Raw genomic sequence first — 18,599 nt, 5'->3', positions numbered from 1 at the left:
CGATAAGTCGGGGGACTTACAATGAGTGGTTCAACTGACGAGGACGTAAAGGTCCTCCATTCCATGGGTTACGCGCAGGAGTTGGCGCGCCGCATGGGCGGCTTCTCCAACTTCGCGATCTCCTTCTCCATCATCTGCATCCTGGCGGGCGGCATCACTTCGTTCCCCCTCGCCATGGGTACCGGCCTCGGCTTCGAGGCGACCATCGGCTGGATCATCGGCGGTGTTTTCGCCTTGATCGTGGCGGCCTGCCTCGGCCAGATCGGTTCGGCCTATCCTACGGCCGGCGGCCTCTATCATTGGTCCTCGATCCTCGGCGGGCGTGGCTGGGGCTGGGCGACTGCCTGGATCAACCTGCTCGGCCTGATCTTCGTGGTCGCCTCCGTGAACGTCGGCGTGTGGCTGCTGTTCCGCGATCTCGTCCTGGCCGGCGTCTTCCACGTCGACGTCACCGCCTGGACTTCTGTGACCACCGATCCGCTGCCGCAGGGCATGACGGCCGAGCAGGCGGCCGCCGTCAACAATTCAGCCTATGTCGCCCAGGTCGTCGCCGTCTGCCTGATCACCCTCGTCCAGGCGCTGATCAATCATTTCGGCATCAAGCTGACCACGCTGCTGACCGACTTCTCCGGCTACCTCATCCTGGTGCTGGCGGTCGTGTTGACCCTCACCTTCCTCATCTGGGGCGCGGGCTGGGACCTTTCCCGTATCACCACTTTCGTGAACACCACGGGTGATCCGGGTGGCAACTACGTGCCCGAGCCCCGTCCGGCCTTCATCGCATTCCTGGTGGGCCTCCTCTACCCCCTCTACACGATCACCGGCTTCGATGCTTCGGCGCACACCTCCGAGGAGACGCAGAACGCTCGGGTGGCCGTGCCTCGCGGCATGATCCATTCCGTATTCTGGTCGCTGGTCTTCGGCCTCGCCATGGCGGTGTCCTTCGTGATGGCCAGCCCGGATCTCGCGCAGACGGCCAAGGATGGCGGCGCTGGCTGGTTCAACCTGTTCAACAACCTGCCTGCTCCGGGCGCGCTGAAGGACGTCCTCGCCATCGGCATCGTGATCGCCAACTTCATCTGCGCCCTCGCCGGACTGACCTCCACCTCGCGCATGATCTACGCCTTCGCGCGTGACGGCGGCTTGCCGGCTTCCTCGCTCTGGAAGGGCGTGAGCCCCACATGGCGCACGCCCGTCGCGGCCATCTGGCTCGGCGCCGTCCTCTCGGTGGCGGCAACGCTCTACTCGCCGGCCTTCGCGGCCCTGGCGGCCGGGTGCGCGCTGTTCCTCTACGTCTCCTACGCCATGCCGATCGCCGCGGGCCTCCTCGCGGAAGGCAAGACCTGGACCGAATTCGGGCCTTTCCGGCTCGGCATCTGGTCCAAGCCGCTGGGCGTCATCGCCGTCCTGGGCGTGCTGGTCCTGATGTATGCGGGCATTCAGCCGCCCTTCGACATCCTGATCAACTATGCCATCGGTCTCCTGGTCCTCCTGCTTGTGCTGTGGTTCGGCATCGAGGCGCGGCGCTTCAAGGGCCCGCCGATCGGCGCGGACATCGCCAAGCGCGCCAGCGAGATCGCCCAGGCCGAGAAGGCGGTCGGCGAGACGGCCTGATCACGACGACAGCCGGCCCCGCGAAGGTTCGGGGCCGGCTTTTCATTGCACTCGAAGAACAATCCAGGAAGTCGGGAACAAGCGGATTATGGCACCCCCAGCGAGACCCAAGAATGCAGCTGAAGCGATCGCCTATGTACGGGAGAAAGGCTTTGCGGACGTAAAGGTCGGCGTCTTTGATGTCGATGGCGTCTTCCGCGGCAAATATATGGCTCGCGACAAGTTCGAGAGTGCCATCGATAAAGGCTTCGGCTTCTGCAACGTGGTGCTCGGCTGGGACTCCAACGACCAGCTCTATGACAACACCAGCTTCGCAGGCTGGCATAATGGCTATCGTGACGCGGAGACGCGGTTCGTACCCGAGACGATGCGCGCCATCCCGTTCGAGGACGGCATTCCACTCTTCATCGGCGAATTTGCGGGCGATGCCGAGGCGTTCTGCCCACGCGGCACGCTGCGCCGGGTGCTCGGCCGCGCCGCCGACATGGGCTACAAGGTCTCCGCGGCGGCCGAGTTCGAATTCTTCGTCTTCGACGAGACGCCCGACAGCGTACGGGAGAAGCGCTACCGCAACCTCAAGAACATCACGCCCGGCTTCTTCGGCTATTCGATGCTGCGCGCGGGCGTGCATGCAGACTTCTACCAGGATCTCCTGGAGATGTGCCGCGAGATGGACATGGAGATCGAGGGCCTCCATACCGAAACCGGCCCCGGCGTGCTCGAGGCGGCCCTCAAGGTCGACGAAGCCCTCGCCATGGCGGACAAGGCTGCCCTGTTCAAGACCTACACCAAGATCCTCGCCCAGAAGCGCGGATGGATGGCGACCTTCATGGCCAAGTGGTCGCATGACTGGCCCGGCCAGTCCGGCCACCTCCACAGCTCGCTTTCCAGCCTGAAGACCGGGAAGGGCGTGTTCTACGACAAGTCGAAGCCGCACCAGATGTCGGACGAGATGCGCTGGTACGTCGGCGGCCAGCAGGCGCTGATGCCCGAATTGCTGGCGATGATTGCCTGCACGGTGAATTCCTACACTCGCCTCATCCCGGGTTTCTGGGCGCCTACCGACGCAAGCTGGGGCGTGGAAAACCGCACCTGCGCTCTTCGTGTCATCCCGGGTTCGGAGAAGTCGCAGCGTGTCGAGTATCGCGTCGCGGCCGCCGACATCAATCCCTATATCGCATTGGCGGCAGCCATCGGTTCGGGCCTGTGGGGCATCGAGAACAGGATCGAGCCGGACGCGCCGGTGCAGGGCTCCGCCTATGACAAGAAGTACCCGAAGGCGCGCCAGCTGCCGCGCAGCCTGTGGGAGGCCGCCCAGCGGCTCAAGGCGTCCAAGGCAGCACGCTCCCTGTTCGGCGACGCCTTCGTCGATCACTATGCCGCCACGCGCGAATGGGAGGAACGCGAATTCCGGCGTACCATCTCCGATTGGCAACTGGAGCGCTATTTCGAGATCATTTAAGATGTGATCACAAAATGCCGCGGCATTGTGTATAGGTTGTTTCTTCCCGTCCGGGCACCGTGCGTCCCGGCTTCGGACGGGAAGCATCTCGTTCATTGAGGCGAGTCCGGCCTGCCAGGGCTGGAACGCCAGAGGTTCTCAATCATGTCCGATATCGTCTGTATCTCTCCCATCGACGGCAAGGAACTGGTGCGCCGCCCGGCGGCCAGCAATGCCGAGATCGATGGCGCCCTCAAGGCCGCGCGCGCGGCCCAGAAGGAGTGGCGCAAACTCTCGATCGAGGAACGCAGCGCCTATGTGCTGAAGTTTCTCGACGTCATGCTGGGAATGAATCAGGAGGTCGTGCCCGAACTCGCCCAGCAGATGGGGCGGCCTGTGCGCTATGGAGGTGAGTTCCGCGGCTTCGAGGAGCGCGTGCGCTACATGGTGCGCATTGCCAATGAAAGCCTTGCTCCCTTCATCCCCGACGATGACCGACCGGGCTTCAAGCGCATGATCAAGCGCGAGCCGGTTGGCGTCGTGTTCGTCGTCGCGCCCTGGAACTATCCCTTCATGACGGCGGTGAACACGGTGGCGCCGGCCTTGATCGCCGGCAATGCCGTCATCCTCAAGCATGCTGCGCAGACCATTCTCGTCGGCGAGCGCTTCCAGAAAGCCATGGACGCCGCGGGCCTGCCCAAGGGTGTGTTCCAGAACCTCGTGCTTACGCATGAGCAGACCAGCGATCTGCTTTCCAAGGGGCTCGTCGACCATACCAATTTCACCGGCTCGGTCGCCGGCGGCCAAGCGATCGAACGGGCTGCCGCCGGGAGTTTCATGAGCCTCGGCCTCGAACTGGGGGGCAAGGACCCTGCTTACGTCCGCGCCGATGCCAATGTGGACCATGCCATCGAGAACCTCGTCGACGGCGCCTTCTACAATTCCGGGCAATGCTGCTGCGGCATCGAGCGCATCTACGTGCATGAGAGCCATTACGACCGCTTTGTCGACGGCTTCGTGAATCTCACGGGACAGTATGTGCTGGGCAATCCGCTGGACGAGACGACGACGCTCGGGCCGATGGCCAATGTCCGTTTCGCCGACTGGGTGAGGAAGCAGACGGCGGAGGCTCTCGCCAAGGGTGCCAAGGCGCATATCGATGGCTCGAAATATGCTGCCGATGTCGGCAACACCGCCTATCTCGCGCCGCAGGTGCTCACCAACGTCGATCATTCGATGTCGGTGATGATGGAGGAGAGCTTCGGTCCCGTCGTCGGCATCATGAAGGTGAAGTCGGACGAGGAGGCGATCAAGCTGATGAACGACTCGCCCTACGGCCTCACTGCCGCGATCTGGACGCAGGACCTCGACGCTGCCGAGCGTATCGGCGGCGAGATCGAGACCGGCACCGTGTTCATGAACCGCTGCGACTATCTCGATCCGGGCCTCACCTGGACGGGCGTGAAGGACACCGGCCGCGGCACGGGTCTCTCGCGCCTGGGCTATGAATCGCTCACCCAGCCCAAGAGCTATCATCTGAGAACGATCTGAGTCTTTTCCTGGGACTGCCGGCTTCCGGCCGGCTGTTCTCCGCGCCGCCGTGCTTCCAGGAGCCGGCTGGAAGCCGGCGGTCCCAGGAGAGCGCCACCCCCCAACGGAACCCTCCCATGACCACCACTTCTCCCCGCGCCAATTGGAGCTATCCCACCGCCATCCGCTTTGGCGCCGGCCGCATTTCTGAGCTTGCCGAGGCCTGCAAGACCGCCGGCATCACGGCGCCCCTTCTGGTGACGGACCCGTTCCTCGCGACGCAGAAGATGACCAAGGATGCCCTCGACAGCCTGAAGGCGGCCGGCCTGCATGCTGCCATCTTCTCGGATGTGAAGCCCAATCCGGTGGAATCAAACGTCTATGCGGGCCTCGAAGTGGTGCGCAAGGGCGGTCATGACGGGGTGGTGGCCTTCGGTGGCGGTTCCGGCCTCGATGCGGGCAAGGTCATCGCCTTCATGGCGGGCCAGAAGCGGCCGATGTGGGATTTCGAGGACATCGGGGACTGGTGGACCCGTGCCGATCCCAACGGCATCCTGCCGATCGTTGCCGTGCCGACGACCGCTGGAACGGGTTCGGAAGTCGGCCGCGCCGGCGTGATCACCCAGGAGAAGACGCATACCAAGAAGGTCATCTTCCATCCGCTGATGATGCCGAAGGTGGTTATCTGCGACCCCGAACTCACCGTCGGCATGCCGAAGCACATCACGGCCGGCACGGGGCTCGACGCCCTGGCACACTGCCTGGAGGCTTATTGCTCGCCGTTCTACCATCCCATGGCCGAGGGCATGGCGGTGGAGGGCGTGCGCCTTGTGAAGGAATATCTGCCGCGAGCCTACAAGGACGGCACCGACCTGGAAGCCCGCGCCCACATGATGTCGGCGGCTGCCATCGGAGCCACTGCTTTCCAGAAGGGGCTGGGCGCCATCCACGCGCTTTCGCACCCTGTCGGCGCGCTCTACGACACCCATCACGGCCTGACCAACGCGGTGTTCATGCCCTATGTCATCGCCTTCAACAGGAAGGCGGTGAAGGAGAAGATCGAGCGCCTCGCCGCTTATATCGGTCTCAAGCCGCGCTATTCGGCGTTCCTCGACTGGACCCTGGCGCTGCGCGAGGAACTCGGCGTGCCGCACACGCTGGCCGGCCTCAAGGTCGACGATCAGAAGTTCGAGTTGATGTCCAAAATGGCGCCCAAGGATCCGACAGCGGGTGGCAATCCGGTGTCCCTGACCAAGGCGGGGGCTCTCAAGCTCTACCGGAAGGCGCTCGAAGGGACGCTCTGAGCTTCGGCAGGGCGGGCGCAGGCAATGGCCGCGCCCGCCTCCTTCGGGAGCGTCGATGCGCGATCTCCAAGCCCGTCTCGCCACCTTGCCGATCTGGTCCGGCCCGATCGAAGTCGAGCCGCTCGCTGGCGGGATGACGAACCGCAACCTGCTCGTCACGGCGCGGGAAGGCCGCTTCGTCGCGCGGATCGCGGGCGACAATCGAGTTCATGATATCGACCGGCAGGCTGAGCAGGCCGCGACCTGCGCCGCAGCCAGGGCAGGCCTTGGGCCGCAGGTGCTCTGGGCCGAGCCGGACCTGATGGTCCTTCTGCATATCGAAGGGCGTACACTTGCGCAGGCGGACTTCAACGATAGGAAGATCCTTGTACCGGCAGTAGAGTTGCTGCGGAATATCTCTGTGGATTTGCCCATTTACTATGATGGTGCTCGGCGCAATCGTCATCCGCTCGCAGTCTTGACGCGTTATGTCGAGGCTCTCACGAGCGGCCCGGGCGCCTGGAGTGAGACCGTGCGCGATCTTGCCCCGCTGCTCGCGGCCCTGGCGCCTCGGCTCGCTGCAGTGCCGGAGGGTTTTGCGCATAACGATGTCCACGGCGGCAATCTGATCGACGATGGCGCCCGGCTCTGGCTCGTCGACTGGGAATATGCGGGGCAGGGGCAGCCGCTCGTCGACCTCGCCAGTTTCGTCAACAATGCACTGCTGGGTGAAGAGGCCGCCGATGCGGCTCTGGCGCTTTGGCTCGCCCGACCGCCGACAGCCGATGATCGACTTGCCTTCGCCGCCATGCGCGCCGCGGCGGCCTTGCGCGACCTGTTCTGGGGATATGCCCAGCATCGCGCAGCCGATGGTCCTCATGCCGACCTCGATCTTTACATCGCGATCAACGAAAAGCGCGTGAAGGCCGCCGCCGCCCGTTTGTAGGGGCCGCGAGACGCATGGCCGATACCGCGGATTTTCTCTCTCCAGGCTGGTTCCAGCCCCTGGGTTCGTGCCCATGGGGAATCCAGGGTTGTGTGATTTGATGCGTTCAATTTAAAGTATTTAATCTTTTTGGTTGTGCATCATTTTCAATGATTGTATTACCTATGCGTGTACTTGAATCAATTGCGGCAAAAATTGGATTAAACTGACAGTTGTGAATATCGATACTATGCAAATATAAATTGTAAATACTTAAAGTAGACTCTGACATGAAGACATATGTTGTGTCTTTTAGGTGACATGTCTTTGGCAAAACGATGTGAATACCTCCGATCGGATTGAATCTCGATTGTGGAAAGCCGGGGACTGAAGCAGTCTGACTTCAACGATTCACCCACTGGGTCGTGTCCGGACCGCCGACCTGAGGTTGGGGCCGGGGTCTCGCGGAGTCGGCTGAAGACGCAAATGTCGCGGCCGCAGTAAAATGTCTTGGAGGTCATCTCATGACGATGAAGTCACTTCTTCTCGGCGCAGCCGCCGGTATCGCCGCCATCGGCGCTGCCCAGGCCGCCGACCTGCCCATGACCAAGGGCGAAGCCGTCGAATATGTGAAGGTCTGCACGTCCTTCGGTCCCGGCTTCTTCTACATCCCCGGCACCGACACCTGCCTCAAGATCGGCGGTGAAATCCGTGCCGACTACCGCGTGTTCGGCGGCGACCGGCCGTCGTTCCTCGGTAGCTCGAGCTTCAGCCGCGATGACAATCGGTCGGGCTTCAATACCGAAGCACGTATCTGGTTCGATGCCCGCACGCAGACCGATTGGGGCCTGCTGCGCTCCTATTTCCAGATCGACGCCGACTCCCATCCGCTCAGCGCCGGCGGCCGCAGCAATGCCTACAACGGCAACACCTTCACGATCGACAAGGCCTTCATCCAGTTCGGCGGCCTGACGGCTGGTTACGCCCATTCGTTCTTCGGCTTCTACGATAACGAGTACGGCGATACGATCTGGGGGCCGTACTACGCTGAATCCAACACCTCGAACTTGATCGCCTACACCGCCCAGTTCGGTGGCGGCTTCAACGCCACGCTGTCGATCGAAGATGCGCGCGATCACAACCAGAACGGCTTCGTGCTGGACACGACCGCTCTGCCGCTAGGCACGTACTATGCCTTCAACCAGGGCGGTACGACGGTGCCTGACGTTGTCGGTCAGCTTCGCTGGGACCAGGATTGGGGTACCCTCGCAGTGCAGGCCGCAGGGCATGAAAGCCGCAGCGGTGTTGCCGATACCACCGTCGTCTTCGGTAATGGCACGACCGAGCGCAACAGCAACAAGTACGGCTTCGCCGTCGGCGGCGACGTCCTGATCAAGATCCCTGCCATCGATGGCGGCCACTTCATCGTGGAAGGTCAGTATGCCGATGGCGCGACTGACTACCTCGGAGTCGGGAACAGCGTGCTCGGAAGCGTCGATCACTTCTACAATCCCTTCCTCGGTTCGATCGAAACGGGCAAGGGCTGGTCGGCCGTTGCCGAACTCGGCGGCAACATCACGCCTCAGTGGAATTTCAACATTGTCGGCAGCTACCTTGATGTGCGGTACGACAACGCGTTGGCCGATTCCAACGGCGGACTTTATGACTATGGCATCAAGGAAGGTTCGATTGTCGGCAATTTGACCTACACTGTGGTCAAGGGCCTTACCATCGGCGCGGAAGTTGCCTACACCCGCGTTCTTCAGCACAACGGCGATCCTCTGACGACGACCGCTACGGTGGGCGAGACCACGACGACGACGGTCAACAGCTTCAAGAACCAGAGAGACAATGTCTGGCAGGCCGGCATTCGTATCCGCCGCGTATTCTGATAGAACCCAATATACACCTCACCTCGCGAGGAGGCCCGGCGCAAGCCGGGCCTTTTCATTTGGAGCGTATTGGCACTCGCTTGATCTTCTTCCGGAGCAGATGCCAGGGGGAGATGGGTTGGACAGAACCCGAACTCAACCATTTTTCCAGCCGCTCGAACCCGCGTCCTCACGCCGGGGGCAAGGACTTCCAGTGTTCATGACACCAAAACCGCCTTGGCTAAAGTCGTGGCGATCGTTCAGTCGAGATGCCGCGTTACAGCGGTGAGGGCGAATCTCGTCCTGGGGCGTTATTAGCGCGGCGATTCCAACGGGCGATTCATCCAGTTGGCAAAGTCATTTCCATGTAAATCTGCCTCCAGGGCGGGCCGCCCGATCTTGCGCGGCCCGGAGGGCTATTTCCAATGGCCTGGTGGCGAAGGCTTGAGCAGGCCGCGAAATCGTTTTGGGCGGGCCCCCAAATGTGGCGTAAATCGTTCAAAAATAGGTGATTTTGGCCTGATTATTCGCTCTGGACGGTGAATAAGGCGCGTGTGTCTTTTTTGCTACACAGCTTTGTCAAAATGGCTCCACCCCGGGTTGTCGGGCGTAATCGCTGTTGTGCAACCAAGAGGAGTCCGACAATGTATCTCCAACGACACAAACTATGTGCCGTATCCGGATTGCAAGTGTTGCGTGTGATCGGGGTCTCGCGAATCGGTCGAAGCACCAAGCGGCGCTCTCGATCAAAGAATAACTGTCTTGGAGGTCATCTAATGACGATGAAGTCTCTTCTCCTCGGCGCCGCTGCCGGTATCGCCGCCATCGGTGCTGCCCAGGCTGCCGATCTGCCCATGACCAAGGGTGAAGCCGTTGAGTACGTGAAGGTCTGCTCGACCTTCGGCCCCGGCTTCTTCTACATCCCCGGCAGCGATACCTGCCTCAAGATCGGCGGCGAAATCCGCGCCGACTACCGCGTGTTCGGCGGCGACCGTCCCGGCTTGTTCACGCCGACGGCTGGCGGTGTCCAGACTGGCCCGGTCTTCATTAACAACCGTGGCTTCAATCGTAGCGACAACCGTTCGGCCTTCAACACCCAGGCCCGTATCTGGTTCGATGCCCGCACCCAGACCGACTGGGGTCTGCTGCGCTCTTACTTCCAGATTAACGCTGACTCGCATCCGATCAGCGCTGCTGGCCGCAGCAATGCTTACAACGGCAACAGCTTCTCGATCGACAAGGCCTTCATCCAGTTCGGCGGCCTGACGGCTGGTTACGCCCACTCGTTCTTCGGCTTCTACGATAACGAGTACGGCGACACCATCTGGGCTCCGTACTACGCAGAATCCAACACCGTGAACCTGATCGCCTACACCGCCCAGTTCGGTGGTGGCTTCAGCGCCACGCTGTCGATCGAAGACGGTCGTGACCATCGCGCTGATGGCCTTGACAGCTACATCGGCACTGCCTTCGCCGGCGTCGCCTATCTCCCCGGCGGTCAGCAGGTTCCGGATATCGTCGCTCAGCTGCGCTATGACGCGGATTGGGGCTCCTTGGCCGTTCAGGCTGCTGGGCACCAGACACGTTCGGGTGACGCTATTGATCCGGCCACCGGTCTCGTAGTTGCTGCTCCGAACTTCAACAAGTATGGCTTCGCGGTGGGTGGTACTGCCCTCATCAAGATCCCGGCCATCGACGGCGGCCACTTCATCGTTGAAGGTCAGTATGCTGACGGCGCTACCGACTACCTCGGCGCTGGCAACACTGTTCTCGGCAGCTCGGATGTCTTCCTGACCACGACGGACGGTGTGAATTTCCGTTCCGAGCGCGGCAAGGGCTGGTCGATCGTCGCGGAACTCGGCGGCAACATCACCCCGCAGCTCAATGCCAACTTGGTGGGTTCTTACATCGATACGTCCTACAACAATGGCCTACCGAATGTGAACACGGGCACCTTCGGTGACTTCAAGCTCAAGGAATTCACCGTTGCCGGCAACTTGACCTACACCATCGTCAAGGGCCTGACGATCGCAGGTGAAGTCTCCTATACCCGCGTTGACGCCGACAATGCCCTGACCACCGTGAATACGGTTGAAGGACCTGTGTATGCAACGCGCGACATCAAGTCGAACGTCTGGCAGGGTGGTATCCGTCTGAAGCGGACCTTCTGATCCTCCCAGATAGTATGATGGCAAGAAGCCCGGCTTTCGTAGCCGGGCTTTTTGTTTGCCTCCTCACAGCTCGACGTTCGGCTGTGAGAGGCCACCTTGCTCGCGTGTTTGGCCGAGCAGTAGAATCCTTCTCGTAGTGGGGTGGGAGGCGATCGATACGCTCTTCTAGCGACCTGCGGCGACAAACGTGAAAAGCCGGTGAAGAGCGTCCGTCAGTTGCCCCTGAGGTTCCCGGGGATAGCTCAATCCACCCTCGGCATTGTCCAGGAAGTTCATTGTCGCGTTGGCCTCGAAAACGGCGAGCCTGCCGTCATAGGTGATGTCGAAATCCATGCCGAAGATGTCCAGCGGCATGGCCTTTGCGATCTCGTCGAGCTTGGCGAGCGCACCGGGGGCGAGCATTCCATGTGGATCCCGTATCATGCTGTCCGACAGGGCCATCAGTTCCGGATGTTCACGATAGAACTCGCCGATGTGCTCCTCCCGGCGCCCGCGCACATTCCAGTTCTTGTCGTAGTCGATGCGCAGGATTGTCCAAGCCTTATCCACGAACGCGGCTCTGATGCGGCGATAAAACCCGTTGTCGTGGCGCAAGTCGAAGTAATTTATAATATATATCTGCTGACCATCCGTATTTTCCAGCGCATCCGCCAGTTCCTGGCGATTGTAGGCCAGCCACGTACCCTTGCCCATCTGGTGGAAGACCGTGCGCAGGATCATCGGATACTCGTAACGGCTCTCGATGTCAGCGATGAGGGCAGCCTGCTGCCACCCTATGCTGAAATAGCGCGTGATCCTGGGAGCCAGAATTCCTTCCACATTCGCGAAGCGCTCCGAGTTCTTTTGCCGTGTGACCTGGGCCACCTGCCGGGGATGATTGATGACGGGAACGCCGAGGGCATCGACCGTTGCACAGACCCGGGCAAACGTATCGCCGACGAGAAGCTTTTCGGCGTTGACGAAATTGTTCAGGGCAAGGGCAGGCCGCGGCAGATCCCTCAGGGCATCGTGGATGGTGGTGGTGTTCGGGAAAATGGAGAGGAAGCGGTAGGAATCCGCGAATTCCGTCGCAAGCTGCGACGGGAAGTTTCCAGCATAGTGATGATTTTCCATCGCGCTGAAGTCGCTGATGGACTCGGGGGCTGGATTGAACACCGCCAGGACGAATTTCTGCGCCGGCCCCCTCGGTGAGAGGAATGCAGGGAATGTTGCCGCAAATCGCGTGGCCGAGCGGGCGCTTGAGGCATAGTCGCTGGCCTCGAACGCAAGTGCGCTGCGCAGGGCGTGAAGGTTTGGGCTTTCCTCTTCCGGTCCGAAATCCTGGGACAGTTCGGTGCGCGCGTCCTGCAGCCGTCCGGCGTCGTGAAGTAACTCAGCTCGCTGGGTAGCAAAATTAAGGTTCTCTCGGAAGTATTTTGAAGTAAAGTCAGATATTTGCAAAGCTTTCGACTTCTGATCCAAAGTCTTGAGTGCTTCGATGGTGCTCACGATCGTGTCGGGCATGGCTGGGGCGGGGGCGTGCTGGGCTGGCCAGTCGGGAAACTCGGTTTCCGCCGCCAGGACCCTGGCATCGTCCAGCCGTCCCGACTCGATCAGCAGGCCGGCGAGGTTGTTGAAATTCCTGTAGAGGAGCTCGGTCGACGTGTTCTTCGTCAAGCTGCGGCGCAGAAGTCTCTCCGCCTCGGCCGGATCTCCGGACTGCTCGGTAGCGACACCAAGCAAGCCCAGTATGTCGGGATCTTCGGGATTCACGGCCAGTAGGGCCCGATAGGCCGTGATCGCTGCATCGATCTGCCCGTTGCGATGCAGGGCAACGGCGTCATCCCTATTCATTCGTTGCTCAATAGGCATTGACGGATCTCCTGGCCGGCCGGGTTTCTAGGAATTCCCATGTTGCGCAGCAAGAAGTTTCCTTGCATTGCCGGCCTCACTGCGCAAGGAATCCGATGACGGATAGACTCGGCGCCGAGGAGGCTGCTCGATTTGGATTGGCCATCCCACCCTCGCATGCTTGCACCGCCCGCCGCCATCGGCAACACGCCATGGCGCCATTTCCACGTCGAAATCGGAGGCTTCGAGCACGAGATCCGGATCAAGGAAGAGTACCGGAACGCGTTCGGGTCCATCAAGGACCGGGTGGCCTGGGCCTTGCTTTCCGAGGCCATGGCGGCCGGCAGCCTGGAGCCGGGCGGCCACGTGATCGATGCCTCGTCGGGGAACTACGGCATAGCGCTGGCATCCCTGGGCCGCATTCTCGATATCGGTGTCGAGATCGTCGTTTCGGCCGGCACGCCCGAAACGACCGTCGATCTGATCCGGTCAGCCGGAGCATTCGTCCACGTCGCCCGGCCCGAGCATGGCGAGACCCTGCACCAGGCCCGTATCGCCCTTGCGGGCAGGATCGCGGCCCGAACGGGTGCAACCTTTCTGGATCAGTACAACAATCCGGGAAATCCGCGGACGCATCGGCAGTGGACGGCCCCCGAGACCCTTGATGCCTTTTCGCCGGATGCGATCTTCGTCTCGGCGTCCTCGGGTGGAACAGCGGCCGGATTCGCCCGCTACATCGGCGAACGGCGCCTGCCGTTTCCGCTCGTCGTCGTCGATTCAGTTGCCTCTAACATTCTTGCCGAGCCTTCGGGCGAGGGGCGGCTGCTCGTGCCGGGAATGGGCTCGAAAAGGCGGACGAGCTTCGTGCCGGAGGAAGGCAGCTATCGGCTGCTGACGATAAGGGACAGCGAGGCGCTCGCCCACTATTCGCTCTTCGAGGAGGCCGGCGATCCGGTGCTGGGGCTGTCGAGCTGCGGCGTGCTGGCGGGGGCCTTGAGTTGGCTTGCCCTGCAGGACCGGTCCTGCAGGGTCGCGATGCTGGGGGTCGACGGACCCGCCAAATATGCAGCTCACGTGGCGGCCTGCCTGCTGGACGCGTCACTGGCGGGCGAGATCGATGCCTGCATGCGAACGGAAAGGGCGAGGCTCAAGAGAATCGGTGTTTTTTCGAGCTAGGCCGTATCCTCTGCGCAATAACGATAATGCGCAGGGCGTTCAGTTATTGTCGATCCCTCTCATTTCGCGTGCTTTTTATGCAACGCCTTCGTTGAATATGCTTCTCCAGGGTTGTCCTCGCGCCCCTCTGCATTGAGTCACGGCAGTTTTTGCCTCACTCTGCCAACAACAAGTCGCGCCTGAATACCGGGAGAAGTTCTCGTCCACGAGGGGTAACGATGAAAGCAGGCATCTTCAGCCTTGCTGCCTTGCTGATCGGCTGCGGAGCCGCCGGCGCGCAGGATCTGCCGGTGGGCAAGTCCGGGCCGGATCAGAACATGCAGGCCTGCGTTGCCGTCGGTGTCGGCTTCTGGGCGCTTCCCGGCACCGACACATGCCTCAAGATCGGCGGTGAGGTGAGGGCGGACTACGTGCTTTCGCATCAGGCGACTCGTAATGACGACGCCACCGGCTTCTTCACGCGCGCGCAGATCGGCTTCGATGCCCGCACCAACACCGATTACGGGTTGCTGCGTTCCTACTTCCTGCTGGACGCCTATGTCGGCCCAGGGCAGGCGACGAATTTCGTGATCGACAAGGCCTATCTGCAGATCGGCGGCCTCACCGCGGGCTATGCGCACAGCTTCTTCGGCATCTACGACCTCGACTATGCCAATGACCTGCTGCAGCCCTATTTCGGCTATGCGGCGACGGCCAATCTCATCGCCTACACACAGGAGTTCGGAAACGGGCTCTCGGCCACGCTGTCGGTCGAGGATGCGCGCGGCACGCGCGGCAGCCTGCTCGATACGTTCGGCTTTCCATCCGTCGTCGTGGCATCCGGCGGCTCGGTGGTCCCCGACGTCGTCGGCAACCTGCGCTACGATGCCGATTGGGGCGAGGCGGCCGTGTTCGGCGCGGTGCACCAGATCCGCTATCCCGCTCCCTCGCAGCCGATCGGCGGTTCCGACTATGGCTATGCCTTCGGCGGTGCTCTCGGCGTGAACCTGCCCGTGCTCTCCGGCGGCCACGTCGCCGTTGAGGGCACCTATGCCAACGGGGCCTCGGCCTATCTCGGTTGGCAGCAGATCGACGCGGCCTTCGATCGCTTCAATGACAGGACGGACCTCGGCAGCGGCTGGACGGCGACAGGGGAGATCGGCGTCAACGTTACGCCTGCGGTCACGCTGAACCTGCTGGGCAGCTATCTCGACTACAGCGCCGCCACCACCCACACCTCCTTCCTCGACCCGATTGCGCCCGATATCCGCGGCTGGGTCGCCGGCGGCAATGCCGTCTACACCGTCACGCGAGGGCTCTCCTTCGGCGCCGAGGCGTTCTATTCCTCCTACCGGGCCAAAGGCGGCCAGGGCTTCTTCGCCTATGAGGAAGAGCAGAAGGGCTGGACCGGCGTGCTGCGGGTGCGGCGGACGTTTTGACCGCCTGCAAGACGCCCCCGTGGCCGTCTATCGTCCTTCGCCCCGGCGCAGGTCCGAGTCGATCAGCAGGGCCGTCTTGTTGCCGAGTCGCGAGCGATAGACCTGTACGTTCTCGAGCACGCGCTGCACATAATTGCGGGTCTCGGTGTAGGGAATGCGCTCTACCCAGTCGATGGGATCGACCTTGGGATCGCGGGGGTCTCCATAGGTCTTCACCCAGTCGGCTACCTTGGAAGGTCCGGCGTTATAGGCGGCGAAGGTCATGATGTAGGAGCCGCGGAAGCGGTCGATCAGTTCTCCCAGATGCGCCTCGCCGATCATGGCGTTGTAGGCGGGGTCGGTGGTGAGCCGCTTGGAATCGAAGGCCATGCCGGCCGCCTTGGCAGTTGCCTTCGCAGTCGAAGGCATCACCTGCATCAGGCCGCGCGCGCCGGCGCCGCTGACGACGTCGTGGCCGAACTCGCTCTCCTGGCGGGCGATGCTGTAGACGACCGCACGCTCGACATTGCCGGAGCCCTGGAAGCCCGGTATGGCGCCGGTGGGAAAGGCGATCGCATCGAGGGGCAGGCCGCGCTGGGTCGCGGACTTGCCCACCCCCAGGGCCGCCTTCGCGTCGCGGTTGGCCAAGGCGAGCTGGCCCAGCAAGGCAAGTTGCTGCGTATCCTGCAGCCGCTTGCCCATGTCGGCCACGAGGCTGCGCGCGTAGACGCGCTCGCCCGTGGCGTAGAGCTGGGTGATCGCACGTACGGCCAGGAGGCTGCTGAAGTTTGCGCGCGTCGCCGCCGATGCCTCGGGCAACGGACTGAGGTCGAGCGAGCGCAAGCCGAGCCGGGCACGGGCGATCTGGCCATAATAGGTGGTGGGGTAGCGCGCGGCGAGTTGGTAGAATCGCGTGGCGGCGTTCTTGTCTCCGGCGGCCTCCGCAGTGCGGCCCTGCCAATAGGCGCCGCGCGATATGCTGATAGGGCGCTGGGACTGCGCGCTGAGGTTGGCGAAGTGGCGAGCAGCCACGCGCGTGTCGCCGAGAAAGCGCAGCGCAATCCAGCCGCAGTGGAATTCGGCTTCCATCCGCGTCGTGTCGCTCTCGGCTGTGAAGCCGGCCGCGACGGCATAGGCGGTACGGGCATCTCCCTGGTCGAGCAGGGCTCGCGCCACCAGGCGGCGCTCCGTCCACCATTCGTCGGGCCGCACGAGGGAGGCCGCGTCACGCGGTGCCCGCAGCAGCAGCGCTGCGGCCTCCTTGTCCTTGTCCCGGCGCCGCAGATAGCTCACCTTGGCGAATATGTAGGCCGGATCGTTCGAGGCGCCTGAGGCGAGCAGGGTACCGGCGTTGCCGGCCCCCTTGGCCACGGCGATGCGCACTTTGGCGAGAGACACGACATCGGCGCCCGCGCGGGCAGCCACACGCAGGCCATCGACGAAGTTGCCGTCATAGATCAGGCGATCGGCGCGGAATTTGTGGTCCGCGCGCGAGAGCAGGTTGCCATAGCCGCGCACGATGTCGGCTTCGAGCTGGCCCGAGAGCGGGTCGTTGCGATAGGCGTCGCGGATGAGGGCAGCGGCGGCCTGCTGGTCACCCGAGCGCAGCAAGACGGAGGCGAGCGCCACCTTGCCCTCGTCGGTCTCGGGAGCGGAGGAAGCGAAGAAGGAGCGGATCGTGCCCGCATCCATCCCGTCATTGTAGAGGGCTTCCTCGGCGCGCCGGCGCAGCAGGCCGTTGCCGGGCCAGGCCGGGTAGGCCGTCAGGAAAGCATTGATGCGCTGGAAGCCGACCTGCCTCGCGGCGCTGCGGATTGCGATCCATTCGGCGGTCGCCCGGCTTGCGGGGTCGTTCAGGGAGCGCGCCAGTCCATCGCCCCCCGCCAGGTCGCCGCTGCCATAGGCATCGATGGCCTGGCGCAGGGTCTGCAATTGCGGGGCGATCGGAGAAATCACGCCGATCGATCCGGTGATGTCGTTGTCCGTGCTTATGATCGTGGTGGGCGAGCGGCTCAACGTGCCGTCGCCGGGCGGGGCGAGGGGAGCGGCGACGGCCGCCGTCAGCACGGCGACAAACAGGGATGTTCCAGTCAAAAAACGCACGAGCATTGCCGCCATGCCAACCAGGGAGTCCAGATTGGCTATTCTCGCGTCCCCTCATTGACGAAGCATGAATTACACCATGGTAATGCCACAGTATCGCCATCACACAGGCGTGAGAAAATGGGGATTTTCATGGCTCGATGGCGGCAGATTCGGGATTCCGGTTCCATTTTTCATCTCACCGGCCCGGACCAGCTCCGTTAACCAGACGAATGCGAAAATGTTGAGCCTTAAAGTGGGCATTTTCGGCCCGGAATCAGCGGTCATGCTCTTTCCGTGGCTGATACGCTCGTATATGTCTGGCCCGGTGACGGCGCTGCGACCGAGCGGCCCGTCAGCTTGCGATTGCGGAGTGAGATCATGTCGAAGGCAAAGTTCAGAGGTTCGCTCACCGCCCTGGTGACGCCGTTTCGCGACGGTGCTCTGGACGAGAAAGGCTTCCGTGACCTGATCGACTGGCAGATCGCCGAAGGCACCAGCGGTCTCGTGCCCGTGGGCACCACGGGTGAGAGCCCGACCCTCAGCCATGCCGAGCACCGTCGCGCGGTGGAAATCTGCATCTCTCAAGCCGCAGGCCGCGTGCCGGTCATCGCCGGGGCCGGCTCCAACAATACGGTCGAGGCCATCGATCTTGCCAGGCATGCGGAGAAGGCCGGCGCGGATGCCGTGCTGGTGGTCACGCCCTATTACAACAAGCCGACCCAGGAAGGGCTCTACCAGCACTTCAAGGCGGTGAACGACGCCATCAATATCCCGATCTTCATCTACAACATCCCGCCGCGTTCGGTGGTGGATATGTCGGTGGAGACGATGAAGCGCCTCTACGAGCTGAAGAACATCGTCGGCGTCAAGGACGCCACGGGTAATCTCGCCCGCGTCTCGCAGCAGCGCCAGCTGCTCGGCCCCGATTTCATCCAGCTTTCGGGCGAGGACATGACGGCCCTCGCCTTCAACGCCGCCGGTGGGCAGGGGTGCATCTCGGTGGTATCGAACATCGCCCCCGGCCTGTGTGCCCAGTTGCAGGATGCCACATTGCGCGGCGATTATGCCGCAGCCCTTGAAATCCAGGACCGCCTGATCCCACTTCATGCTGCGACCTTCCTCGAACCGGGACTCGCGGGCGCCAAGTGCGGCCTGGCGATCCTCGGTCGGGTCAAGGAGGAGGTTCGCCTGCCGCTGCTGCCCGTCACCGATGGCGCCCGCAACCAGATCCGGCAGGCCATGGTCCATGCAGGCCTCGTGAACTGACGAGCCCGGG

General features: G+C 62.5%; 13 protein-coding genes. 10 read left to right on the top strand and 3 right to left on the bottom strand.

Annotation, left to right across the window (positions count from 1 at the left end):
- The first annotated feature begins 21 nt into the window (after positions 1-21).
- The 7 genes from AC6H34_RS28775 to AC6H34_RS28745 all read left to right on the top strand — a co-directional run bounded on the left by AC6H34_RS28775 (position 22) and on the right by AC6H34_RS28745 (position 10,835).
- Complete coding sequence (locus AC6H34_RS28775; RefSeq protein WP_497541093.1) at positions 22-1,614, top strand: amino acid permease; 1,593 nt, start codon at positions 22-24, stop codon at positions 1,612-1,614.
- 88 nt (positions 1,615-1,702) lie between these two features.
- Positions 1,703-3,076 (top strand): glutamine synthetase family protein, encoded by a 1,374-nt coding sequence (locus tag AC6H34_RS28770; protein ID WP_497541092.1) that lies wholly within the window; start codon positions 1,703-1,705, stop codon positions 3,074-3,076.
- 144 nt (positions 3,077-3,220) lie between these two features.
- Complete coding sequence (locus tag AC6H34_RS28765; protein ID WP_497541091.1) at positions 3,221-4,606, top strand: aldehyde dehydrogenase family protein; 1,386 nt, start codon at positions 3,221-3,223, stop codon at positions 4,604-4,606.
- Between the two features lie 116 nt (positions 4,607-4,722).
- Entirely contained in the window at positions 4,723-5,889 is a 1,167-nt protein-coding gene (locus tag AC6H34_RS28760; protein ID WP_497541090.1) for an iron-containing alcohol dehydrogenase, read from the top strand.
- Positions 5,890-5,944: 55 nt separating this feature from the next.
- On the top strand, positions 5,945-6,814 hold the full coding sequence (locus tag AC6H34_RS28755; protein WP_497541089.1) for a choline/ethanolamine kinase family protein: 870 nt from the start codon (positions 5,945-5,947) through the stop codon (positions 6,812-6,814).
- A gap of 503 nt (positions 6,815-7,317) precedes the next feature.
- Positions 7,318-8,685 carry a porin gene (locus AC6H34_RS28750; protein ID WP_497541088.1) on the top strand — a complete coding sequence of 456 codons (1,368 nt, stop codon included), beginning with the start codon at positions 7,318-7,320 and terminating at the stop codon, positions 8,683-8,685.
- Between the two features lie 755 nt (positions 8,686-9,440).
- Positions 9,441-10,835, top strand: coding sequence for a porin (locus tag AC6H34_RS28745; RefSeq protein WP_497541087.1), 1,395 nt, complete (start codon positions 9,441-9,443; stop codon positions 10,833-10,835).
- A gap of 165 nt (positions 10,836-11,000) precedes the next feature.
- Here AC6H34_RS28745 and AC6H34_RS28740 read toward each other — a convergent pair whose 3' ends face one another.
- Entirely contained in the window at positions 11,001-12,668 is a 1,668-nt protein-coding gene (locus tag AC6H34_RS28740; RefSeq protein WP_497541086.1) for a tetratricopeptide repeat protein, read from the bottom strand.
- 150 nt (positions 12,669-12,818) lie between these two features.
- Here AC6H34_RS28740 and AC6H34_RS28735 point away from each other — a divergent pair, with 150 nt between their 5' ends.
- The gene (locus AC6H34_RS28735; protein ID WP_497541085.1) at positions 12,819-13,841 is read left to right on the top strand and encodes a pyridoxal-phosphate dependent enzyme; all 1,023 of its coding nucleotides are present in this window, start codon (positions 12,819-12,821) and stop codon (positions 13,839-13,841) included.
- A 218-nt stretch (positions 13,842-14,059) separates the two neighbouring features.
- Positions 14,060-15,259, top strand: coding sequence for a porin (locus tag AC6H34_RS28730; RefSeq protein WP_497541084.1), 1,200 nt, complete (start codon positions 14,060-14,062; stop codon positions 15,257-15,259).
- 27 nt (positions 15,260-15,286) lie between these two features.
- Here the strand turns inward: AC6H34_RS28730 and AC6H34_RS28725 are convergent, their stop codons facing one another.
- Together AC6H34_RS28725 and AC6H34_RS28720 are read right to left on the bottom strand one after the other, a co-directional pair.
- Positions 15,287-17,341, bottom strand: a complete 2,055-nt coding sequence (locus tag AC6H34_RS28725) for a lytic transglycosylase domain-containing protein (RefSeq protein ID WP_497541083.1) — start codon at positions 17,339-17,341, stop codon at positions 15,287-15,289.
- Between the two features lie 102 nt (positions 17,342-17,443).
- Positions 17,444-17,608 (bottom strand): hypothetical protein, encoded by a 165-nt coding sequence (locus tag AC6H34_RS28720; RefSeq protein ID WP_497541082.1) that lies wholly within the window; start codon positions 17,606-17,608, stop codon positions 17,444-17,446.
- A 93-nt stretch (positions 17,609-17,701) separates the two neighbouring features.
- Between AC6H34_RS28720 and dapA the strand changes: the two genes are divergently transcribed.
- The gene (gene dapA / locus AC6H34_RS28715; RefSeq protein ID WP_448148111.1) at positions 17,702-18,589 is read left to right on the top strand and encodes a 4-hydroxy-tetrahydrodipicolinate synthase; all 888 of its coding nucleotides are present in this window, start codon (positions 17,702-17,704) and stop codon (positions 18,587-18,589) included.
- Positions 18,590-18,599 lie beyond the last annotated feature (10 nt).

The organism is Labrys sp. ALF-8 (genome assembly GCF_059699065.1).
Note: the sequence above shows the minus strand (reverse complement) of the source record. Positions and strands in the feature narration are given on the sequence as shown.